General features: G+C 60.4%; 17 protein-coding genes and 3 tRNA genes. 9 read left to right on the top strand and 11 right to left on the bottom strand.

Annotated features, from left to right (window positions below; genetic code table 11):
• Nucleotides 1–8: 8 nt before the first annotated feature.
• From ACESMZ_RS06885 to ACESMZ_RS06875, 3 genes are all read right to left on the bottom strand, one after another.
• Complete coding sequence (locus ACESMZ_RS06885) at nt 9–1,781, bottom strand: PAS domain-containing protein (RefSeq protein ID WP_372958640.1); 1,773 nt, start codon at nt 1,779–1,781, stop codon at nt 9–11.
• 225 nt (nt 1,782–2,006) lie between these two features.
• The gene (locus ACESMZ_RS06880; protein ID WP_372958639.1) at nt 2,007–4,457 is read right to left on the bottom strand and encodes a YbcC family protein; all 2,451 of its coding nucleotides are present in this window, start codon (nt 4,455–4,457) and stop codon (nt 2,007–2,009) included.
• Entirely contained in the window at nt 4,454–6,067 is a 1,614-nt protein-coding gene (locus tag ACESMZ_RS06875) for an NADH-quinone oxidoreductase subunit L (RefSeq protein ID WP_372958638.1), read from the bottom strand. The genes ACESMZ_RS06880 and ACESMZ_RS06875 overlap by 4 nt, the downstream gene beginning before the upstream one ends.
• A 99-nt stretch (nt 6,068–6,166) precedes the next feature.
• Here ACESMZ_RS06875 and ACESMZ_RS06870 point away from each other — a divergent pair, with 99 nt between their 5' ends.
• Nucleotides 6,167–7,081, top strand: a complete 915-nt coding sequence (locus ACESMZ_RS06870) for a LysR family transcriptional regulator (RefSeq protein WP_372958637.1) — start codon at nt 6,167–6,169, stop codon at nt 7,079–7,081.
• A 94-nt stretch (nt 7,082–7,175) separates the two neighbouring features.
• Nucleotides 7,176–9,035 (top strand): putative bifunctional diguanylate cyclase/phosphodiesterase, encoded by a 1,860-nt coding sequence (locus ACESMZ_RS06865; protein ID WP_372958636.1) that lies wholly within the window; start codon nt 7,176–7,178, stop codon nt 9,033–9,035.
• Between the two features lie 148 nt (nt 9,036–9,183).
• Here ACESMZ_RS06865 and ACESMZ_RS06860 read toward each other — a convergent pair.
• Nucleotides 9,184–9,257, bottom strand: a tRNA-Cys gene (locus ACESMZ_RS06860).
• A gap of 89 nt (nt 9,258–9,346) precedes the next feature.
• Nucleotides 9,347–9,422: transfer RNA gene (locus ACESMZ_RS06855), tRNA-Gly, on the bottom strand.
• A gap of 181 nt (nt 9,423–9,603) precedes the next feature.
• Here ACESMZ_RS06855 and ACESMZ_RS06850 point away from each other — a divergent pair.
• Genes ACESMZ_RS06850 through ACESMZ_RS06835 form a run of 4 tightly spaced genes read left to right on the top strand, consistent with a single transcriptional unit; the run spans nt 9,604 to nt 13,108 of the window.
• Entirely contained in the window at nt 9,604–10,728 is a 1,125-nt protein-coding gene (locus ACESMZ_RS06850; protein ID WP_372958635.1) for an MlaE family ABC transporter permease, read from the top strand.
• Nucleotide 10,729: 1 nt separating this feature from the next.
• Complete coding sequence (locus ACESMZ_RS06845) at nt 10,730–11,515, top strand: ABC transporter ATP-binding protein (protein WP_372958634.1); 786 nt, start codon at nt 10,730–10,732, stop codon at nt 11,513–11,515.
• Nucleotide 11,516: 1 nt separating this feature from the next.
• On the top strand, nt 11,517–12,455 hold the full coding sequence (locus ACESMZ_RS06840) for an MlaD family protein (RefSeq protein WP_372958633.1): 939 nt from the start codon (nt 11,517–11,519) through the stop codon (nt 12,453–12,455).
• Entirely contained in the window at nt 12,455–13,108 is a 654-nt protein-coding gene (locus ACESMZ_RS06835; protein WP_372958632.1) for an ABC-type transport auxiliary lipoprotein family protein, read from the top strand. The genes ACESMZ_RS06840 and ACESMZ_RS06835 overlap by 1 nt, the downstream gene beginning before the upstream one ends.
• On the opposite strand, the gene pgsA is transcribed toward ACESMZ_RS06835, so the two are convergent.
• The 6 genes from pgsA to ACESMZ_RS06805 form a co-directional block, all read right to left on the bottom strand.
• Nucleotides 13,102–13,662 (bottom strand): CDP-diacylglycerol--glycerol-3-phosphate 3-phosphatidyltransferase, encoded by a 561-nt coding sequence (gene pgsA, locus ACESMZ_RS06830; protein ID WP_372958631.1) that lies wholly within the window; start codon nt 13,660–13,662, stop codon nt 13,102–13,104. The two genes, ACESMZ_RS06835 and pgsA, sit on opposite strands and share 7 nt — an antisense overlap.
• A gap of 7 nt (nt 13,663–13,669) precedes the next feature.
• Nucleotides 13,670–15,538: an excinuclease ABC subunit UvrC gene (gene uvrC, locus ACESMZ_RS06825; RefSeq protein ID WP_372958630.1), complete on the bottom strand. Its 1,869-nt coding sequence runs from the start codon at nt 15,536–15,538 to the stop codon at nt 13,670–13,672.
• Nucleotides 15,522–16,178: a UvrY/SirA/GacA family response regulator transcription factor gene (uvrY, locus tag ACESMZ_RS06820; protein WP_372958629.1), complete on the bottom strand. Its 657-nt coding sequence runs from the start codon at nt 16,176–16,178 to the stop codon at nt 15,522–15,524. Before uvrY ends, uvrC begins: the two co-directional genes overlap by 17 nt.
• A 155-nt stretch (nt 16,179–16,333) precedes the next feature.
• A complete protein-coding gene (locus ACESMZ_RS06815) occupies nt 16,334–19,663 on the bottom strand; it encodes a carboxyl transferase domain-containing protein (RefSeq protein WP_372958628.1) in 3,330 nt (1,109 codons plus the stop codon).
• A 137-nt stretch (nt 19,664–19,800) separates the two neighbouring features.
• Nucleotides 19,801–20,055 carry a hypothetical protein gene (locus tag ACESMZ_RS06810; RefSeq protein WP_372958627.1) on the bottom strand — a complete coding sequence of 85 codons (255 nt, stop codon included), beginning with the start codon at nt 20,053–20,055 and terminating at the stop codon, nt 19,801–19,803.
• A gap of 64 nt (nt 20,056–20,119) precedes the next feature.
• Entirely contained in the window at nt 20,120–21,733 is a 1,614-nt protein-coding gene (locus ACESMZ_RS06805; protein WP_372958626.1) for a methyl-accepting chemotaxis protein, read from the bottom strand.
• Nucleotides 21,734–21,921: 188 nt separating this feature from the next.
• On the opposite strand from ACESMZ_RS06805, the gene ACESMZ_RS06800 reads away from it, so the two are divergent.
• From ACESMZ_RS06800 to ACESMZ_RS06790, 3 genes are all read left to right on the top strand, one after another.
• A complete protein-coding gene (locus ACESMZ_RS06800; RefSeq protein WP_372958625.1) occupies nt 21,922–22,620 on the top strand; it encodes an AzlC family ABC transporter permease in 699 nt (232 codons plus the stop codon).
• Nucleotides 22,613–22,951 carry a branched-chain amino acid transporter permease gene (locus ACESMZ_RS06795; protein WP_372958624.1) on the top strand — a complete coding sequence of 113 codons (339 nt, stop codon included), beginning with the start codon at nt 22,613–22,615 and terminating at the stop codon, nt 22,949–22,951. The genes ACESMZ_RS06800 and ACESMZ_RS06795 overlap by 8 nt, the downstream gene beginning before the upstream one ends.
• 105 nt (nt 22,952–23,056) lie before the next feature.
• A tRNA-Ser gene (locus ACESMZ_RS06790) sits at nt 23,057–23,147 on the top strand.
• Nucleotides 23,148–23,219: the final 72 nt, after the last annotated feature.

The raw sequence follows: 23,219 nt of genomic DNA, 5'->3' as shown, positions 1-23,219 counted from the left end.
CCGGCCGTTCAGGCAGGCAGTTCCCGCGCCAGGCCGAACACGCCTTCGACGTCTCCCCCTACGACCACCGGTACAAACAACAGGCTGAAGCGCCGTGGTTCCTTGCCAAAATTCTGGAAGGTGAGCCTGACCCCGGACGGGGTCAGGCCACTGAGCGCCTGGTTGTAGGCATGTTCCAGCATGCCAAGGTCATCTGCCGGCACCGTGGTTTCATTGATCAGCTCACGGAAATCCATGCCGGCCAGTCGGTTTGCCCCCATACCGAGAATTTCCGCCGTGGCCGCGTTCATGCGCTGAAACCGGTGCTCGCGGTCGATAACAAATACCGGGTCCGGGTTCCGGTCAATCAGGGCCCGCAGGCGCTGACCTTCAGCTGCCAGCTTCCCTGCCCGCTGCTGTTGCTCTTCCATCAGGGCCCGGGCGTGCATGGCAACAAAGGCCAGCAGCAGACCAAAGACCAGGATGGCTGTGGGCAGGAGCCCCATGCGACCCGGTTCACCGGTGGCTGCCAGGGTAAGCACCCCGGCGTTGTCACCGAGGCTGAAGGACCTGGTGGCCAGGGCAATCCGTCCGGACGATGCCGGTAACCCGGATACCGCCAGCTCTCCCTTGGGTCCGGCCAAGCGCACGCCCAGCCCCCCATGGTCAGCGGGCAACTCCTGTTGAATCAGAACCTGCAGGTCCAGCAGTGCGACGAGATACTGCTGGCTGCTGTCTGCCGGGCGGGTGATTACCAGCAGCCGCTCGGGGTGCCGGTTATCCGGAACCAGCCAGGAGCTGGTCTCGCTGCGCTCCGGAAACAAACGGACCCAACGAAGACCATCATCTTTCAATAGCTGGTTTTCCAGCCACAGGGTCAGGTCCGGGTCATCGGAGAAGCGCCAGTTTTCCCGCGCCCGTTTATTGATTTTCAGCAGCGCCCGAAACCCCGGATGGTCCGAAAACAGGATGCGTGAGTCCCGCACCAGGTCATCGTTCCCCATGCGGTCGTCAAGACGGGCCCAGCTGTCCACCAGGCGTTCCAGCATCAGGGCCCGATCATCCAGCGCGCCCTTGAGGGAGCCGGCATAGCCATCCAGCCATTGCGTGGCCAGTGACCTCCGGGACTGCTCCTGGGCGTGGGTGGCCTGATAGGCCAGGAAGAAAGTGACAACAATGGCGCACAGGCCCAGCACCATCACCGAACGTGACAGTCTCAGTTTATCCGTGCCCCCCTGACCAGTGCTTGCCAGCCAGAAAGCGCAACCAAGGCCAATGGCGGCAAATGACCCGAGGTGAGTGGCCTGCCCCCGCAGGGTTTCCAGGGCGCCTCCGGCCCCGATATCGGAAGCACCCGCCAGCGCCCCCACTCCGAAGGCCACGCCCAGGGTGCCACCAGTCCGCCACAGCAGGCGCCCAGACCTGCGCTTGTTGCCATACCAGCAGCAAAACGCCAGCAGGATCATGATCAGGGCGGGAACCACCGCCAGCAGGTAGGGTTCTCCTGGCACCCCCTGCTGCCAGGCCGGTGACAATAGCTGGAAGAGCGCACTGGCTGCACCATAGATGGCAAGCAGGGCCGGCAGTATCAGCCGGCCAAGGCGGTCGCCCAGCAAGACAGCACCCAGGGTGGCACTGGCCATGGCTACCCCGATAGCGCCCCCAGGGGACAGCTTCCACACCTGGGACACCGGATAGTTCGGCAGCAGCATCAACAGCAGGGTCAGCAAGGCAACCGACAGGCTGCTGGTGACGATCAGATACAATGCCACCTGCCGGGACAGATTGTTGGTTATTCTCATGGGCCCGTTTCCATCTTCGGATGACGGGTGCCGTTCCGATCTGGCACCTGTTCCTGTCAGCCTGTCGGACCTGGCGCCAAGCTGCTGCAAATCCGACAGGCTACAGCCTGATGATGAACAAGTTACTGAAAAAATAAGCCTATGTCTTTATTCAGTCACTTACAGGCCAGGCCACAATGTCAGTTTCTGTGAAATCGTGACGGGATCGCCATCCCGTCACGCTGGTCACGGGGTATCGACAGACACCCACCGCCCTGAGCTGTAGCGCTCAATGCCATCGCCGGCAAACCGGTGCAACAATACCCACTGATTGTCCACCAGTGCCATTACATCCGGCTGGCTGCGGACGGCGGCTTCCAGTCGGTCTCCGGGTGCGTCCACCACCACCGTCAGTCGCAGCGGTTCATGGCGCCAGTAGGTACCATCGTGGACCGACTGCAGCGGCAGGCCGATCCGCAGGTCCGCCCCTGCACCTTCCACCACGCCCAGGTTGCCGCCGACCACCGAGTGCAGCAGTTTGTTGCCGGAGCCATAGACCTCCGGTTCTGTCACCGAGGCGAAGTACTGCTGGTTGATCCAGTTGGCCACCACCATGGGCGCCGCCAACAGGCTCTTGAGAATGGTGCCATCCTGGTCCTGTTGCGGCTCGTATTCGTGAAGGAATACCCGCCCACCCAGGTCCGTACCACGGGTGCGACACCGGGGCGCAAAGATGATGGCGGCGTTGTTTGCCAGCCCCCACTCCGGGCGCACTTCCGACCAGTCCCTGGTGCGGGTTTCCATGGCGGCCTTCAGCGCCTCATCAGCCGTGCCATTCAGCTTCAGCGGCGTTGCCCGTTCTGCCCGGGCCGCCCGGGCGGCCCGCTCAAGGCCTGACACCAGCTGCTGCAACTGGCGGACATGGGTCTCGGAAAGTTTTTCCGCATCCAGCAGGGTGACCTCGTCCGTTACCGTGCAATGTTCTGCCGCCACCGCACGGGTCTGATCCGGAATAAAAATCTGCTCGTCCTGCAAAGCCTGCCTCACTGCGGGGTCGTTAAACAATTCGGCGGCCAGCCGGGCACTGACAGCGCCACTCTGGCCACCGCAGGCTCCGCAATTCAGTCCGGCTTCATTGGGATTGTTATCGGTGTGACTACCGTGCCCCACAAAGGCCACCAGTGGCGCGAAACCACGGGTCAGGGACATTCCCCGCAACATCCCGGCCACCAGCCCGGCTTTTTCCCTGTCAGACAGGGGCGCGTGTGTGTGCCTGTGAACCAAGCGACCAGCTGACCTTCGCCCCGCAACGGAACGCTCGCCAGAGTCATGGCCCTGTTTCAGGCTGTCCCGAACCAGCTTCCAGGCCCAGGCCAGCCCGGTAGTTTCCACCAGGCTAAAGGTGGACAGACTGCCGTACTTCGCCTTCCTCACCGAAGAGCGAACCAGTTCCCTCTCATCAAGACGCCTGCTTTCGGCCGTGTCATCGTCACCATTGCCCAGGGTTTCGATCAATTCATACGAGGCCGGCAACAACCCGGGCAGGTGCCGCTGAGGCCGGGATGGCCCCAGGGCCTGATGGCTGACCGACAGTCCGAAAAACCCGGCAAAGCCCAGAGTCTGCACTGCCGGACAAGCCCGCTCAAGGTGACGGCGTAACACCTCAGAGCGCACATCAATGCAGAAGACCGCCTGCACCTCCGTTTCTTCGTCAGCTTCACCCTGCCCTGATGTTGATTTCAGTGTCTGCCAGAGGCGCCGCTGATAACCGCTTTCATAGGCCCTCTGCCAGACCCAGAGCAAACCCGGCTCGGTGCTGGCCGGCGTCAGTCGCGCCCTGCTCCTGGCGCGAAACCACTGTTCCCGGTGCGCCGGTGTGCTGCATTGCAGCGCCAACCACTCCCACGCCAGCAACACGGTCAACAGCTCACCGCAACGATCCGATGTAGAGCCTTCCAGGGCTGCTCGCCAGTCCTCGCCCCGGCACCAGGATGCCCAACCGTTGAGATGAAGCAGCAGGCTGTGAGCGATGGCCATGAGCTCTTGCTCCGTAACGCCAAGCGCATCCACAATCACCCAGAGAGCTTCTGTTCGATCCCCCGGGAGCTCAGTCAGGTATTCCCTGGCCCCCCTGAGGCCTGTACGGCTATCCAGAGACCAGTCCTTGCGTGACACCATCAGCCAGTACCGGTACAAGTCGGGGTTCCCTTCCGGTGAGGTCCATTGGGACTGGCGGGAATCGAAAAACCCGGCGCATACTGAAGCAATCTGGCGCTGGACCGCGTCAACCACTGCTGCCCCGGCCTCCTCTGGCGAATCAAAAGTATTCAGTATTAAGAGCCGGTCTGATGTAGCCGCGGCGTGCTGACGTGACAGCCACTCCTCATGGAACCGGACATCGCCCGCGACCCCCAACTCATCCATGCTGGCTCGCAGATCACCGTCACTGATCCGGCCGCCGGCCCTGGCCTCCCGGTAAAACGCCGCAGGCATCAGGATGGAAAAGCCTCCTCGTGCCGCCAGAAGCCGGTCAGCAGAGCTGGCCAGCAGATGTCTCATCCCCCAGAAGGGGTTTACGGCAATCCACTGGTCCAGGGGCCAGACCGGAGCTACCAGCTCACAGGCTCGGGCCACTACCTCCTGCAACCTGTCCTGCTGGGCGAGGGACGATTTCAGCGCCGGATTCGGGTCGCTCATGATCTTTCCTCCCGGGTGAATGGACGATGGGGAACCTTGTGGAACATGGCCGGAACCCGAAGGGCCCCGGAAGCCAGACGCCGGGTCAGGCGATCAAGGGGCTGTTCCAGGTAGAGACCGTAGCCAAAGTGCACCTTGAGCTCCCGGGCCAGCGGATGGTGCGGTGCCAGGGACACCAGCAGTGAGGCAATAACCAGGGCAAGGAGGATTCCCCCCCCAGCGCCATAGGCGGCCGCCGGCAGCACGAACCCGGGGTGTGCGGGTACTGCCGGTCCGATCACCAGGTGGCAGAGTACGTACACCGGCACCAGCATGACCGCCAGCCCGGTCAGTTTCAGTCGTGCCAACGGAGAGGACGCCGCCGGTATACCCAACGTAGCGGCAGCCACCGCAAACACCAGCAATGCCCCCAGCAGAGCGTTGTGTTCCACGATCCGGGGTGCCGCAACCAGCATGGCAGCAGCAACTGCAGCGGCGCCCAGAGCCCACAGCACCCGGGTTGGCCGGTCAGCATCCGGGAATGGTAGCCTGGAGGTAACCACCACGGTGCGGCCGGAGGCCAGGAAGGAGTGCGCCTTGTAAAGCGAGTGGGCCAGCAAATGCAGGAAGGCGAGTGTGTAGGCGCCCATACCGATCTCGAACAACATAAATCCCATCTGGGCGCAGGTGGACCAGGCCAGTGCGTGTTTCACAGAGGTCTGGGTCATCATGGTCATGACCGCCACCAGCGCGGTGAGGCCACCAACGACCAGCAGGATCATGTGGCCGGCGGTGAAGCCGTCGAACAACGGAAACAGCCGCAGCCAGAGAAAACCGCCCAGATTGATCACACCGGCGTGAAGTAATGCTGAAACCGGTGTGGGGGCTTCCATTACCCGGATCAGCCAGCCGTGGAACGGGATCTGGGCGCACTTCAGTGCTGCCGCCAGAGCCAGTGCCACCGAGGCCAGGGTAAGGATTCCGGTGTTATCGATACCGCCGCGACTGATGGACAGCATGTCAGGAAGGTGGAAAGTGCCGTAGTGCATATAAAGCAACACCACGCCGGCGATAATCAGGCTGTCACCAATGCGGCTGACAATGAACTTCTGGACCGCAGCCATGCGTGCCTCAGGCCGGTCCCGGTACAGTGTCAGCAGATGATGCAGTGCCAGAGATATACCGATCCAGGCACCGGCCAGCACCAGCAGGTGACTGGTGAAAACCAGTACCAGAACGCTGCCGATAACCACCAGGAACCAGGGCAGGAAACGGTCACGGCCCGGGTCGCCGTTCAGGTAAGTGCCGGCAAACCGGAGAATCACCCAGCCAATGAACGACACCATCAGGGCCATCCAGACACTGATGCCATCGGGGTATAGCCCGAGCTGGCGACCTGCGTCGGTGACCATGGTACTGCCCGAAAGCGACTGGCCGACGACCGCGCCCGCTGCCAGCAGGGTCACCCCCATCGCTGCCACTAACAGTTGACCGGACAACCGCCAGCAGTGATCCAGTTTCAACGGGTTACGCAGCCACCCGGACAGGGCAGCCACGGCAAACAGGGATACGACAAGCAGCAGCCACGCCGCCAGCACAACCAGTGATGCAATCTCTCCGAACGAACTCATAAGTGCTACCTCCTGATGAGGAGCACTTTGCGCTTTTCTATTCAATATAAAAAATGGTTTATAATGATCTTATTGTTCACAAATAGAGAACAATTTCCGATGAAGCTCAACTACCACCATCTGTATTACTTCTGGCAGGTTGCCCGTACCGGGCATCTCACCCGGGCAGCCAATGCCCTGCACATCTCCCAGTCGGCCCTTTCCGGACAAATCCGGAAGCTTGAAGAAAGCCTGGGCCATGATCTCTTTATTCGGGAGGGGCGGCGCCTGAAACTGTCGGAGGCGGGTCGGCTGGCCTTTACCTACGCCGAAGACATTTTCCGTCAGGGTGAGGAACTGGCCGCGCTGTTCGCCTCCGGTACGCGACCGAACCGGGAAGTGCTGCGCATCGGTGCCGTCGCCACCCTGTCCAGGAACTTCCAGGAGGCCTTCCTGCAGCCATTGCTGGGGCGCGAAGACCTGGAACTGAGTCTCCAGAGTGGCCACCTGGACGAACTTCTCCGGCGGCTGTCGGCCCACCGCCTGGATCTGATCCTGGCCAACCAGGCGGTGCAGGGGGATGACCAGAACCCCTGGCGTTCCCGGCTGATTGCCAGGCAGTCGGTGAGCATTATCGGCCCCCCCGGGCTGGCGACGCGGGATGGTTTCCCGGCTATGCTGGCTGATCGCGCACTGTTGGTACCGGGCGCCGACAACAGCATTCGCCAGGCGTTCGACCAGCTGTGCGACTACCACCGGTTCCAGCCGCGGATCGCCGCCGAGGTGGATGACATGGCCCTGATGCGCCTGCTGACCCGGGATACCGGTCACCTGGCGATCCTGCCACCCGTGGTGGTGAGGGATGAGTTGCGTAACGGCAACCTGGAGGATTACGGCGCCCTGCCCGGGGTCCATGAGGAGTTCTACGCCATTAACATCCGGCGTCAGTTCGAGACCGAGACCATCCGGGAGTTGATGGCGCAACCAGCGGACAGCTTCCTGAGTCTGAATTCGATCTCGCAGGGCCGCACATAAGACCTTTCAGGGCATCCTTTAGCCGGGCCACGACCAGACGGGAACCGTCCTGAATCAGGGCTGCGACCAACCCTGCGCCCGTCCCGGGAGAGGCTTGACTCACCGGACCTGGCTAGAAAATGACCCCACACCAACCTATGCTCGTATAAGGGATAGGCATATTGGCTTCTGCTTTTTGAATCGATGTTTGGAGTTAAAAACAATGCCGGATAAGCACAGGCCGAAAACCCGGGGTTCGTCTGGATTTTACAATGAGCAGCCACAAGCGTCCCTCGACCAGAGCGAGAGAAAATTCCATGAACTGATAGAAAGCCTTCCGATGGTCGCTGTTCAGGGCTACAACAGGAAGCGTCAGGTTATCTACTGGAACGAGGCCAGCACGCGTTTATATGGCTACACCCGTCAGGAAGCCCAGGGCATGTTACTGGAAGACCTGATCATTCCGGATTATATGCGGGAGGGTGTGATAAGGGCGCATAACAACTGGCTGACAAATAATGTCAGTATTCCCGCAGAAGAGCTGGAACTCCAGCATAAGGAAGGCCACCTGGTCCCTGTCTATTCCAGTCATGTAATGATCAAGCAGGATACCGGTGAATGTGAAATGTTCTGCATTGATATCAGCTTGCAAGAACAGAAAAAAGCCAGAGAGGAGTTGTACAGGAACGCAACCTTTGATGATTTGACCGGACTGCCTAACCGGCGGTTTATGGAAGCCGAATTGTCAGCTCGCCTTGAGGAGGCATCCCGGCTGAGGCGGGAATTGGCAGTGGTATTCATTGACCTGGACAATTTCAAGCTGATCAATGACACCCTCGGCCATCATAAAGGGGACACACTGTTAAAAGCGGTGTCGGAAGCTCTGAGAAAAGAAATTCGTGGCGCTGACCTGCTGAGTCGCTTCGGTGGCGATGAGTTTGTCCTGCTTCTGTTCGATTTTGACGGACCGGAAGGTATTCACGAACTCCTGTGTCGCCTGATCGGCGCCCTTGATCGTGGGTTCACCCTCGATTCAGACCGGTACCAGGTAACGGCCAGTTTCGGTATCAGCCTGTTTCCCCGGAATGGAAGGACGAGCGCTGAGCTGATGGGCAACGCCGATGCTGCCATGTACCAGGCCAAGGAGAAAGGCAAAAACAATATCTGCTTTTACACACCCGACATCAATGACCGGCTGATTCACTATCAGGGTACTACCGGCATGCTGCGCCGGGCGATCGACAGCAACACCCTGCAACTCCACTTTCAGCCGCAAATCGATCTGATGCATGGTGGCATGAGTTCCTGTGAAGCACTGCTGAGATGTTTCGATGAAAACGGACAGGCGGTGTCTCCAACGGATTTTATACCGGTCGCCGAGAAGTCGGGGTTGATACACCGGATTGGCAACTGGGTCCTCGAAGCCGCCTGTGAGCAACTGAAAGCCTGGCAGGGCACCCTCCTCGAGAACATACGGATCGATATCAACCTGTCGGGAAAACAGTTGAACAACCCCCATCTGGCGGACCAGATACTGCAGACACTTCAACGTTATCAGCTGGCCCCCGAACAATTGGGCCTGGAACTGACGGAAAACGAAGTCTTTGGCAGCGACAACGGACAGATCAGGCAGCTTGAACGATTGAAGGGTTCCGGTGTTCATATTTCTATCGACGACTTTGGAACCGGTTACTCTTCATTGGTGTACCTGCGCAAACTACCTGTCTGTAGTATCAAAATTGACAGGAGCTTTCTCCACCACGCCATGAGCAACGAGAGTGATATGGCCATCATGAGGGCCATGATCACGGTGGGGCATTCGCTCGGTTTGAGTGTAGTGGTCGAAGGTGTCGAGACGAGCAGCCAGGATGCCGTCGTCAGGAATCTGGGCTGCGATCTGGCTCAGGGCTTTCTCTACGCGAAACCAATGCCGGCAGCTCAGATGCTGATATTCCTGGCAGAACTCAAAAGCTGACAGCTCCATCCAAAACGCTCACCATCCATTCCGGGCCTTTTCGGGTCAGAAGGTGCGGGCAAAGACGGCCGATGAGGGGCTTTCGCAGGACCTGAGCGATTCAACCTGATTAAAATCTACAGGATGCAGGCATAGAAATAGGTAAAAATGGAGGCGCGGGTCGGAATCGAACCGGCGTACACGGAGTTGCAGTCCGCTGCATAACCACTCTGCCACCGCGCCGGAAAAGCCATTCGAAGGGGCTTTCTGCTCTCAGGTGGGCGTTGAGAGACTTGGATCTTGCTTTCCAACCGGCGAAACCGGAGAGAAATTGGAGCGGGAAACGAGATTCGAACTCGCGACCCCAACCTTGGCAAGGTTGTGCTCTACCAACTGAGCTATTCCCGCTCTTTGTCTGGAGGCATTGCCTCGTCAACGGCTGGGTATTCTACGGATTCCGGTTCCGCCGTCAACACCTTTTTAACAAGTTTCTGTTTTGTCAGGTATTGTGGCGAAAATTCAGACAGCACCTTTACGTCCAATCCGCTATGATTCAGGCATCAGTCATCTTTCTGAACGGGAGTGATGGATGCCGACAGCCGGCAACCTGACCATTGAAAGGGATACCCTGGTTCTCAGCAAGGACTGGGTTCTGACGCATTTCGGTGAGCTCAGATCACAGGTTCACGAGGCCCTGGCAAATCCTGACACAGGCCACCGCTCTGTCGACTGGTCCGGGCTGGGCCAGCTCGACAGCGCCGGTGCGATGCTGATCGCCGAGTTACTGGGGAGCGAACGCCTGGTTAAGCTGGCCGAAGCAGACGCGTCAATGGCACCGGAACGCCGTGAGCTTCTGCTCACCGTGGCCCGGGCCACCTCGGGACTTGATGCCGGAACCAGTCGGCAGACGCCGGGTTTGCGGGAAGCCCTGGCTGCAGTGGGCCGGGGTATGGCCAGCTTCTATCAGGACCAGAAGCTGCTGGCGGGATTCATCGGTCAGACCCTGGCCACCCTCATGTCAGTGCTGCCCCGCCCCGGGCGCTGGCGGCTCACCTCGCTGGTGGCCCACGTCCAGTCCACCGGTCTGGACGCGCTCCCCATTGTCGCCCTGCTGACCTTTCTGGTGGGTGCGGTGGTGGCCTTTCTGGGTGCCACCGTCCTGGAAGACTTCGGCGCCACCATCTATACCGTACATCTGGTCTCCTACGCCTTTCTGCGGGAGTTCGGGGTCGTGCTGGCCGCCATTCTGCTGGCGGGTCGTACCGCCAGCGCCTATACCGCACAACTGGGCTCCATGAAAGCGAATCAGGAGGTGGACGCCCTGCGGGCCACCGGCCTGGACCCGATGGAGATGCTGGTACTGCCCCGGGTACTGGCAATGGTGATCAGCCTGCCTTTTCTGACCTTCGTGGGCATGTTGTCCGGCATTCTGGGCGGTATGCTGGTGTGCGTCCTCAGCCTGGATATTTCTGTCACGCAGTTTCTGACCATCCTGGAACGGGATATTGCCCTGAACCATTTCCTGGTGGGGCTTGGCAAGGCGCCGGTGTTTGCCTTCGTGGTGGCGGTCATCGGCTGCCTGGAAGGACTCAAGGTCAGTGGTAGCGCCCAGTCGGTCGGTGAACACACCACCTCCAGCGTGGTGCAGTCCATTTTCATGGTGATCCTGCTGGATGCCATCGCCGCCCTGTTTTTCATGGAAATGGGGTGGTGATATGGAGGCGTTGATCGAAGTAAGGGGACTGGTAAACCGTTTCGGGGACCATACCGTCCATGATGGCCTGGACCTGAACGTTTACCCGGGCGAGATCCTGGGTGTTGTGGGTGGTTCCGGCACCGGAAAATCCGTTTTGTTGCGCAGTATCATCGGTCTGCAGCAGGCCAGCGCCGGCACCATCCGGGTATTCGGTCAGGATCTGCAGGCGCTGTCTGCCCGGGAGCGTTCGAAGGCCGAGCAACGATTCGGGGTGCTGTTTCAGACCGGTGCCCTGTTTACATCGCTCACCCTGCAGGAGAACGTCGCCCTGCCGCTGATCGAGCACACAGGGCTGCACCGTAGCGATGCCGAGCACCTGGCCCGGATGAAACTGGCCCTCACAGGCTTGCCCCCTCAGGCGGCATGGAACTACCCTGCGGAGCTGTCCGGGGGAATGGTCAAGCGCGCGTCCCTGGCCCGGGCCCTGGCCCTGGACCCGGAAGTGCTGTTTCTCGACGAGCCCACTGCCGGCCTGGACCCGATCAGTGCCGCCGGCTTTGACCGCTTGCTCCGGACCCTTCGCGATGCCCTTGGTTTCAGCGTGTTCCTGGTTACCCATGACCTGGACACCCTCTACACGACCTGTGACCGGGTCGCGGTGCTGGCCAGGGGTAAGGTGCTGGTCGCAGACACGCTGGACCGGGTGGAAGACAACCCGGACCCCTGGATACAGGACTACTTCCACGGCCCCAGGGGCCGTGCCGCCGCAAACGCCCACCAACGCCTGACCACGGAGGACCACTGACATGGAACCCAGGGCCCACCATGTATTGATCGGTCTGTTTACGATTGTCACCATTGCCGCCATCCTGCTGTTTGCGCTCTGGCTGGGCGACCCGGAAGGCAACCGTGAATACGCCTGGTACGAGATCGGCTTTCGCCAGGGGGTCAGTGGCCTGTCCGAAGGCAGCCCGGTGCAGTACAGCGGAATCGAAGTGGGCGATGTGTCCGAGCTCAGGCTGGATCCGGAGAATCCCAGCCACGTGCTGGCGCTGGTGCGTGTCTACGAAGACGTACCCGTCAGGGAGAACACCAAGGCCTCCCTGAGCCTTGCCAATATTACCGGTGCCATGACCATTCAGTTGTCCGGCGGCAGCCCGGACAGCGACATACTCAGGGGTAACCGGCAGAACCCACCCTATATTCAGGCCGAACCTTCCCAGCTCAGCGCATTAATGAGTAACAGCGAAAACCTGTTCCGGCGCGCTGACGATTTCCTGACCAATGCCAATCAGTTCCTGTCAAAGGAAAACGCCGACAATCTCACGGCAGCACTGGAGAACCTGCATACTGCCTCGGATTCGCTGGTAAATGAGCGGGACAACCTTAACCGCGCCCTGATAGCAGTCTATGAAGCTGCAGCGCGGGCCGAACAGACCTTTGAGCGGTATGAGCGGCTGGGGAATTACCTGGACAGCCTGCTTGACCAGGAAGGCAGGCCAATGCTCGCTTCCGCCCGCACAGCTGCAGAATCCCTGGAAAAGGCCACCACGAGGATCGATACCCTGGTCGCAGCAAATGAGGGTTCTGTTGGCCAGGGCCTGCAGAGCCTGGGCGAGCTGGCGCCGGTCATGCAGGAACTCCGAACCACCCTGCGCAATCTGCGCCTGCTGACACAGAGACTGGAAGAAGACCCCGGCAAGGCGCTGCTGGGTCAGGACCCGATTCAGGAGGTATCGCCATAATGGTTTGTCGCCGTTTTCTTCCAGGTGTATGGAAAGCCGCCGGTGTCATTGCCCTGGCGTTGTCACTTACCGCCTGCAGCGTTGCCCTGTTTCCCGAAAAACAGCCTCAGCGCCAGTTCACCCTGCCCTATCACTTCGAAGCCGACGCGGCGTCCGGGCAAGCCCCAGACAGTCTGCCTGTCCTCAAAGTGGAGCGCCCCCAGGCCACCGGCCTGTTCGGTGGCAAGCGCATTGTGCTTGAGACCCGGCCTAACGAGTTAGCTGCCTACGGCGCTGTGCGCTGGGTGAGTGATGCCCCTGAACTCTTGCGTAATCACCTGGTGCGGGCATTGCGGAGCGATAAACGGCTGGGCACTGTCGTCTCCGACACCAGCGGTGCCGGCAGCCAGATCACCCTGAGCTCCTCCCTGGAGGAATTCCAGGAAGACCGCACCGGAGACCCGCGCCAGGTTCGCCTCTATCTTCAGGCTCAACTGGTGGAAAACGGCAGTCGCACGGCCCTGGCCACCCGGGAATTTCGCATTACCATACCGATGAATGGAGAAGCCTCGACAGGCTCGGTAGAAACGTCGGTAGCCGCTTTCGGCCGGGCGGCTGACCGGCTCTCCGCTGAACTGACGGACTGGGTGGCAGAAACCCTGGGTGATTACTGATGCTGGCCCTTGTCCGGGAACAGGTCCGGCCAGGCGGCCTGCAGATAAAGCACCATGGACCAGAGTGTAAGTACCGCAGCCAGGTAGAGCAGCCCGGTGCCAAGCCAGGCAATGATGACTCCCGGCGGGACGGCCAGCAGCAGGATAATTGACACCATCTGCGCCGTGGTCTTGATCTTGCCGATGTAGGACACCGCAACACTGGCGCGGCTACCAACCTCGGCCATCCACTCCCGCAATGCCGAAATAACGATCTCCCGGCCGATAATGACCATGGCCGGAATGGTGAGAATAAAACTGGCATGCTCCTCGATCAGTACCGTCAACGCCACGGCCACCATCAGCTTGTCCGCCACCGGATCCAGGAACGCCCCGAATGGTGTCGACTGGTCCAGCTTGCGGGCCAGGTAACCATCCAGCCAGTCCGTGGCTCCTGCCACGGCAAAAATCGCCGCGCTGACCACATAGCGCCACTCCACGGGAAGGTAGAAAATCACTACGAAGACCGGAATCATCACGATACGGGACAGGGTGAGGATGTTTGGCAGATTCATGGATTCCTTACTCATCGTGTAATGCGGCATAAATGGATTCAGCCAGGGCCTTGCTGATGCCCTGAACCTTGGCGATTTCATCGACTCCGGCATCTCGGAGGGTTTTGACGCTGCCAAAATAACGGATCAGGTCCCGGCGGCGCTTGGGCCCTACCCCTTCGATACCTTCCAGGGTGGACTGCCGGCGCTTCTTGTCCCGTCGTGCACGATGTCCGGTGATGGCAAACCGGTGGCTCTCATCCCGGATATGCTGGATCAGATGCAAAGCCGGAGAGTCAGGCGGCACCCGGAAGACCCGACCGGTCAGGGCGTCGATCAACTGTTCCATACCAGCCCGCCGGGTCACGCCCTTGGCCACGCCAATTAACGGGATATCCCGGATGCCCAGCTCCTCGAACACTTCCCGGGCCATTCTCAGCTGGCCCTTGCCGCCATCAATCAACACCAGGTCAGGACGTTTGCCGTCGCCGTTCACCATGCGGCGATAGCGGCGCGTCAGCACCTGTTTCATGGCGGCGTAGTCATCACCCCCGGTAATGCCTTCAATATTATAGAGCCGGTAATCGCTCTTGAGCGGGCCATTCTCGTCGAAAACCACGCAGGATGCGACCGTGTTTTCCCCATGGCTATGGCTGATGTCAAAACACTCCATGCGGGAGGGCGTTTCCGTCAGGTCCAGCAGGTCACGCAGGGCCAGCAAACGCCGGTACACGGTTTCCTTGCTGGCAAGGTGGGTCATCAGGGTCTGGCGGGCGTTGGTCTGGGCCAGTTCGAGCCATTTGCGACGCTCACCACGGACGTTCTGCCGGATCCGGGTCTCCCGTCCGGCCTGGTCGCTGAGGGCCCTTGCAAGCAGCTCCTGTTCATCCGGCAAGGTGGTCACCAGTACATCCCGGGGAATCTCCCGCCGGGTAGCGCTGCCGAAATAGAACTGGCCGAGGAAAGCCGCCAGCAGTTCGGCGTCGGTCTGTTCCAGTGAAAAGCGGGGGAAATAATCCTTGGTGCCCAGCACCCGGCCTCCCCTTACTATGATCACCACCACACAGACAATACCCGCATCCTGGGCCATGGCGATGACGTCCGCGTCACCACCCTCACTGTCGATGGCCTGCTGTTCCTGTACATGGCGCAGGTGATTGATCTGGTCCCGGCAGGCCGCTGCCTTTTCAAATTCCAGGTTAGCCGCCGCCTGCTCCATGGTATCCATCAGGTCACGGATAATGGCCGGGTTCTTCCCTTCCAGGAACATGGTGGCGTGGCGCACATCTGCCTGATACTCCTCCGGGGTAATATACCCCACACACGGCGCGGTGCAGCGGTTGATCTGGTACTGAAGACACGGCCGGGTTCTGTTTCTGAAATAACTTTCAGAACAATCTCTTATGCGGAATATCTTCTGCAGAATATTAAGACTTTCCTTGACCGCTCCCGAACTGGGATAGGGGCCGAACCAGGTGCCCTGCCCCTTCCGGGTGCGCCCCCGGCGGAAGGTCAGTGACGGGTAGTCTTCATGACCGGAGAGGTAGATATAGGGGTAGGATTTGTCGTCCCGGAGCAGGATATTATACGGCGGCCGTTCAGACTTGATAAGGTTCTGTTCCAGCAGCAACGCTTCGGTTTCACTACCGGTAACCGTCACTTCGATATGTCGTATACGGGACACCAGGGCCGCCGTCTTGGGGGCCAGCCCGGACTTGCGGAAATAGCTGCCTACCCGCTTTTTCAGGTTGCGGGCCTTGCCCACGTAAAGCATGTTACCGCCGTCATCATACATGCGGTAAACGCCGGGCCGTTCCGTCAGCTGTTTGAGGAATGCCTTGCTGTCAAAACCCTGGTCCTTGGTCTGCTGTGGTGGATTGTCAGACCTTGTCGGCATCAAGCAACCCGAATCGAACCGCCATGAGCGCCAGTTCCACATCGCTGGAGATCTCCAGCTTCTCAAAAATGCGGTAACGATAGCTGTTGACCGTTTTCGGGCTCAGGCAAAGCTTGTCGGAAATGTCCTGCACCTTCTGGCAGTCCACCACCATCATGGCAATCTGCAACTCCCGCTCGGACAGACGATCGAATAGCGACTCGTCCTGGTCTTCAGCGTCACCACCGAGCTGTTTGAGCGCCATCTTCTGGGCAATTTCCGGGCTGATATAGCGTTGGCCGGAGTGGGCCTTGCGGATAGCACGAACCATCTCGTCGAGGTCTGCGCCCTTGGTGATATAGGCGGTGGCGCCAGCCTGCATTACCCGGGTGGGATAGGGGTCGTCGGCACACGCCGTCACCACAATGACCCGGATGGAGTCATCCAGGCGCAGGATTTTGCGGGTAGCTTCCAGACCGCCAATGCCCGGCATACGAATGTCCATCAAAACGATGTCGGGGCGTCGCTGTCGAACCGATTCGATGGCGGCCTCCCCTGACGAGGCTTCGCCCACTACCTCAATATCCGGGTTGTCGGCCAGCATCCGGGTGATTCCGGAACGAACCAGATCATGGTCGTCTACAACGAGTACGCTGATCAATGTTCACCTCTCGCTACCAGTCCCGCTGAACGGAACACCGGACAATGCGTCGATATTCAACAATGGTTTTCGGCGATTGTACCGCCTGCCGGAATCAACGAATAGCCTGCACATCAATATCTTCCCATGTGGACCTCTGATTCCATCCCCGACCATCACCATGCATCGATGAACTGGTCACTCCGGTCATATCCCTGACGACTTTCCGCCGGCGTCGATTCCAGGCCCCGGATCACCCAGCGACGGGTTTCTGCGGGGTCGATGACCGCGTCGATTTCCAGGAAGCTGGCCATGTTCATGCCCTTACCATGCTCATAGGCCCTGGCCACCATCTTTTCAAAGGCCGCCTGCCTCTCGTCGAGGTCGGCAATGGCCTCCAGTTCCTTGCGAAAACCGAGTCGGACCGAACCTTCCAGGCCCATGGCACCGAACTCGCTGCTGGGCCAGCCGATGGTGAACATGGGGGAATGGAAGCTTCCGGCCGCCATGGCCTGGGCTCCCAGCCCATAGCCCTTGCGCAGCACCACCGTGAAAAACGGTACCCGAAGCTTGGCAGCGGTAACAAACATTCTCGAAACATGTCGTACCGTGGCTTCGCGCTCAGCGTCCGGTCCTACCATGAAACCTGGTGTGTCACAGAGGGACAGCATCGGCAGCCCGGCAATATCACACAGTTGCATGAACCGGGCGGCCTTGTCACCGGAAGCCGCGTCGATTGCCCCACCCAGTACCGCCGGATTGTTGGCCATCAGGCCAAACGGACGCCCTTCGATCCGCACCAGTGCCGTGACCAACCCTGGCGCGAACTCCTGGCGGAGTTCCGTTACCGAGCCTTCGTCTGCCAGTGCACGGATAACCTGACGGATATCGTAGACCCGCAACCGGTTCTCCGGAATCAGGTGACGTAGCAGGCGCTGGTCTTCTGCGTTCCATTCTGGCGTGTCACCCTGCAGGTAGGCCAGGTACTGTTTGGCCACTGCTACCGCCTCGGCTTCATCCTCCACAATGATGTCGACCACCCCGTTCGGCCCCTGCACCGACACCGGCCCCACCTCTTCGGGAGTGAAACGGCCCAGGCCGCCGCCCTCGATCATGGCGGGACCGGCCATACCGACCGTGGCGTCCCGGGTCGCGATAATCACATCGCAACAGCCCAGCAAGGCCGCGTTACCGGCAAAACAGCGCCCGGAGACAATGCCAATCAGGGGCACCCGGCCGGAAAGCTTCGCCATGGCCGTAAAGGTATGGCAGTCCAGCCCCGCCACCCCGACATGATCGGTATCCCCGGGGCGGCCCCCGCCACCCTCGGCAAACAGCACCAGGGGCAGCCGCCAGCGGTCTGCCAGTTGCAGCATGCGATCGGTTTTCTTGTGGTTCATCATGCCCTGGGTGCCGGCAAAGACGGTGTAATCGTAGGACATCACCATGCAGCGGGCCGCTTCCGGCCCTACCCGGTCGCGGTTGACCGTGCCGATTCCGGCAATCAGTCCGTCCGCCGGACTGGATTCCATCAACTCGTCCATGTCGACCCTTCGCCGGCGGGCGGCAAGGGCAAGGGCTCCGTACTCCGTGAAACTGCCCTCGTCCATCAGGTCCAGGATATTCTCCCGCGCCGTACGCTGACCGGTCTTGCGTCGTTTGGCGACCGCCTTCGGCCGTCGGTGATCCTGCAGGCGGTCGTGGCGGTCGAGCACATCCGCCAGATCATCACGAATCCGTTCCAGGTCCCAGCTCTCTTCCGTGATGACATCTTCGGCCACAGCGCCATCCGTCGACAGCTGGAACACAGGTTCACCTTCCCGCAGGGTCGAGCCTTCGCCGGCCAGAATCGCCGTAACCTGGCCTGCCGCAGCGGCCTTGACCTCAAACTCCATTTTCATGGATTCAACAATCGCCAACAGCTGCCCGGGAGCGACTGTGTCGCCGGAGGACACGGCAACCCGCACCACCGTGCCCTGTACTGGTGTGGAGACCACGGCCTGTCCCTCAGGCAACTCCGGGGCATGGGACACCGATTGCTGTTCCCGGGACCCGGCCTGGTGCAGTTCCTGTTCAAAGAAATAACGGGGATGGGCGTCGTCCCGAGCATCGACGAGCTGTGCCATTCGCTCTTCCACCAGGGTGGTCGTCACCGACCAGTCGGCCATCTCCGGCAGGCGGGCCAGGTTACGAAGAAATTCCAGGTTGGTATCGATGCCTTCCACCCGGAACTCGCACAGCGAGCGGTAGGCCTTGCGCATCAGCTCCTGCAGGGAGCCCTGGCCGGACACCACCAGTTTTGCAAGCAGGGAGTCATAGCCACCGGTGTTCTGGTAGCCGGCATAACCGGCGCCGTCTACGCGAATTCCCGGTCCGCCCGGTGGCTCATAGACTGAAAGGGTACCGGATGCGGGCATGGCCTGGCCGTCAGGCCCCTGGGTCTCCATATTGATTCGTACCTGAACTGCACTGGCCGCGCCCGGTTCGAGAGGGGTACCGGTCAGGCCAAGCTCGGCCAGGGTCTTACCGGAGGCCAGTGCCAGCTGCAGGGCAACCAGGTCCTGGCCGCTGATCATCTCGGTAACCGTATGCTCAACCTGCAGGCGTGGATTGGCCTCCATAAAGACGAAGTCACCGGAATCAACATCCAGCAGGAACTCGATGGTTGCCAAGCCCTGCAACCCGGCCGCACGGGACATGGCCAGAGCCGCATCAATCATTGCCGTGCGCTGATCTTTGCCCAGGTGGGGCGCAGGCGCCAGCTCTACCAGCTTCTGACGCCGGCGCTGAAGACTGCAATCCCGGTCCCACAGGTGGGTTACCGCACCGGTTTCGTCGCCCAGCACCTGTACCTCAATATGGCGGGCGTTAGCCAATAACCGCTCGGCATACAGCGAGTCATTACCGAAGGCACGCTGCGCCTCACGCTTACAGGCCTGCCAGGCGGGTTCCAGTTCATCGGTATTGAAAACCGGGCGCATGCCACGCCCACCACCGCCAGCCACGGCCTTGAGCATCATACCCGCGGAATTGCCATGGTCGGCTTTAAGCTGCCCCAGGAATGCCTCAGCCTCGCCCAGGGTGAGACCACCATCGGTTCCCGTAGCCAGGGGCACCCGGCACTCCCGGGCGAGGTCCCGCGCCCGGGCCTTGTCACCAAGCAATGACAGGCAGCCGGCGGAAGGACCAATAAAGGCCAGGCCGGCTTCATCGCAAAGGCGGGCGAAGTCCGGATTCTCGCTCAGAAAGCCGTAACCGGGATGAATGGCATCGCAGCCTTCCGCCCGGGCCAGCTTGACCAGCTGGGCAGCGTCCAGGTAGGCCTCCACCCCCTGCCCGCTGAGCACCACCGCGTGGTCCACCCGGCGGACGTGGAGGGATTGCGCATCGTCCGGCGCATAGACGCCGACAGAACGAATTCCGGCCTCGGAAAGACTACGGGCAATACGGATGGCGATCTCACCACGATTGGCAATGAGGACACTGCGAAAACTGGCCATGAGCATGCTTCCATTTATTGTTGAACAGCCGCCGGCGCCCTCCGTGACAATAAGGAAAGCTGCCGGGTTTTCGGAGAGTCATGATAAAGGGGAAACCCCATCAACTGAACCGGCTACGGGTTATAACGTTCCATGCACCAGATTTATAGCCCAGGGGGATGGTCCAGCCCGGCAGAGTTCTCGACGGGATCAAACCAGACCACCAGGTCACCACGACGGACAGCCGCCAGTACCCGACTCTGCTCCTGCAGGGGGCTTTCCTGGTCATTCAGGCCGTGGTATCGGGTGCAGTACTCCTGCACCAGGCCTTCCAGCTGATCCTCGGTAAGCAGTGCCGTGTCGACAACAAAGGGTTCCTGTCGGGGGTCCTGTTGCGGCGTTTTCTCGGTCTCGTCCATGGGTGCAGCTCCATCAATAAAGATTGGCGGCCATGATAACGGAACCGGGCGGCCCTGTGGCAGATCAGGCCTCCTGAACGTGGAAGCGGGCCCCGATCTCGCGAATGGAACCGGACTCCAGTCGCAGGGCATCACTGACGTCCCGGGTCTGCGCCACCGACCCCACCAACAGGTCAGCGCTCTCGGTAAGCGTGCGGGAACGCCTGCCAACCCGTTCGATATTTTCACGCTGGGCAAAGACAGCTCCGTCAATGTCTTCACTAAGCGTGGCGAGGCGCGCAAAGTGTTCATCAAGATGCTCAAGATGTGTTCGCAGCTGCATGAGTTCAGAGCGGTTTTCATCCCCGGCCGTGCGCATTGCCTGCAGGCGACCCTCTATGCGCTTAACATTGTCCACCAGGTCGCTCACCCACTGGCGGATCTCTCCGGTGGAGTCCGAAGTACGCCGGGACAGTGTGCGAACCTCATCTGCAACGACCGCAAAACCGCGACCATGTTCCCCTGCCCTGGCCGCCTCAATGGCTGCGTTCAGTGCCAGCAGATTGGTCTGTTCCGCAATGTCAGCGATCACACTGACGACCTGTTCCACGTTACCTGTAGAGGTCTCCAGCACCTGTATGGCCGCGGACACCTCACCAATCACCGCTACCGTATGTTCCGCCGCCTGCTCGGAGCGCTGCAACCCGTTCTGCACGCCATGATTCCCCTCAAGCGCGGTGGCGATGGTTCCCCGGGAGTCCCTCGCTGCCTCCTCTACCCGATTGGCCTGGACGGCAATCTCCTCCATGGACCCGGACACCTCGTCAATTTGGTTCCGCGTTCTGACTGACGCCTGCTGCACAGTTTCCGCCTGTTCCTCCAGGGTGCGGGCACGGGCATCCAGGGAGGCTGCAGCGTGGCGAATGTCATGAATGAACCCGGCAAACCGCGTTACCAGGCCATTGATGGCAGCTCCCACACCGGCAACCTCATCGCGCCCTGATATCTCGGGGGCCCGTCGCAGGTCCGAGTCGGCCTCCATCTGACGCAGGGCCCGTTCGGTGTGGCGCAGACGAAGAATCACTGTATGCCGAAGCCACAGGGTCATTCCCAGCACCAACAGCAGAAACATCAGTGACCCGGCCAGCAGGTAGCTCCCCTGACGGTCCATAAAGGAAAGCAGTCCGGCAGCACTGGCCTGGATGGTTTCACGACGCTTGAGCTGTTCCTCACGGATGGCCAGCAACAGCGGTTCCACGGCGGGCATCAGCCGGAAATCCACCACCTGGCCCACCTGATAGTATGAGCGGGCTCCAATGCCCTCCGATATGGCCCCCAGCAGTTCCTGAACCCTGCCGAAATCCTCCTGGTACCCTCCTGCCCAATCGGAAAGTCCCGGATTCCCGGTTATTGCCCGCCAGTTCCCGGGCAGGGCGACCTCCAGATCGCTGAAGACTGTGTCAATCTCATCCCACAGGAGTAGCTGTGCCTTGGTCTTGTAGGAAAGGTCCTGGAGCTGGCGTAATGACTCGTCCAGTGCCGCCAGCTGCCAGCTCTGTGCCAGCTCCTCATTGACCAGGGAGTCGGTCGCCCGGGAAGACTGGGCGATGATCGACCAACTGACTGCACCGAGTGCCGCCAGGGCGGTCAGGGCAAGAAAGGCGAATGCGAGGATACGGGCGCGAACAGTGGCAAACATGGCAAACTCCGGGTCAGAAGCAATGCAGGCACCCTAAGTCGCCTATATGACAGGCTGGTTTCAGAACCAGTGCAACCGCCCGGTTTATGGTGAAAAATTGTAACAATCGGTAGGTACCAAACAACAGTAGGCAGACGCAGGCAGGCGCGGTATGATTGGCCGTTTTTCCGAGGCTATTCAGAACACCCATGAGCGCCGCACTGTTTCGCCAGACCCTACCCATCCTCTTCGGTTACCTGCCCCTGGGTATGGCTTTCGGAGTGCTGTTTACGGCACAGCTTGATTATGCCTGGTGGTACGCACCGCTGATGGGAATCACCATCTTTGCCGGTGCCGGTCAGATACTTGCCGTGAGCCTGATCGCCGCCAGTGCAGGCCTGCTCGAAGTCTTCGTTGCCATGTTTGTGCTTAACGCCCGCCACCTGTTCTATGGCCTGTCACTGCTGGGCCAGTTCCGCGGGGCCGGCTGGCGCAAGCTGTATCTGATTTTCGGACTGACCGACGAAACCTACTCCCTGCTCACCAGCCGGCCCCGCACGGGCACAAGGGAAGAAGAGCAACGCAATGATTTCCTCATCACCCTGTTCAACCAGATCTACTGGGTAGTGGGGTGCGCCGTGGGGGCGCTTCTGGGGGACAATATGGTCTTTGACAGTACCGGGATCGAGTTCGCGCTCGTGGCGCTGTTCATCGTTCTGACCATCGAGCAATTCAAAGCCCTGGGGGAGCAGTTTCCACTGTGGACCGGCGCCCTGGCCGCAGCCGTTGCCGTTGCCCTGCTGCCATCCGCCCACCAGCTGATCGGTGCCGTGGTTCTAGCCACGGGCACGCTACTACTGCAATATCGCTGGCGCAAGAGCCACCGGGAAGGACCAGCCCATGGATAGCACCACCTATATACTCGCCTTTATCGCGGTGGCGACCGTGGCGACTTTCATGACCCGGGTGATCCCGTTCCTGTTCCTTTCCCGGCACCATGAGCACCCGTTGCTGCTGCACATTGGCCGCTACCTGCCAGCAGCGGTGATGGCCCTTCTGGTCATCGTGTTTCTGCTACGCTCGGCCACCTGGACGGCCCCCGCCTTCGGCGCTGACGCCCTGGTCCCGAGCCTCGTTGTGATCCTTCTGCACCTGTGGCGCCGAAACGCCCTGCTCTCCATCGTAGCCGGCACTGCTGTCTACATGGCCATCCAGCAAACGAGTGTGTTCAACCTGTAACCAGCGCAATATTTTTTCCGCCCAACGGTTGCCAAGCCCACAAAAAACCATTAAAGTTTGCGCCCTCAAATGAGCGACGAGATCGCTGATTTGGAACAGTTTATTGGAGAGGTGGCCGAGTGGCTGAAGGCGCACGCCTGGAAAGTGTGTATACGTTAATAGCGTATCGAGGGTTCGAATCCCTCCCTCTCCGCCAATAACAAACCCCAGCAGAAATGCTGGGTTTTTTTATTGCCGGCTCGGTCGGTGACCGTCCAGGGACCGGCCA

The sequence above is a fragment of the Marinobacter sp. genome, assembly GCF_041690615.1.
Classification (GTDB): Bacteria; Pseudomonadota; Gammaproteobacteria; order Pseudomonadales; family Oleiphilaceae; genus Marinobacter.
This window is presented reverse-complemented; position numbering and strand designations above follow the sequence as displayed.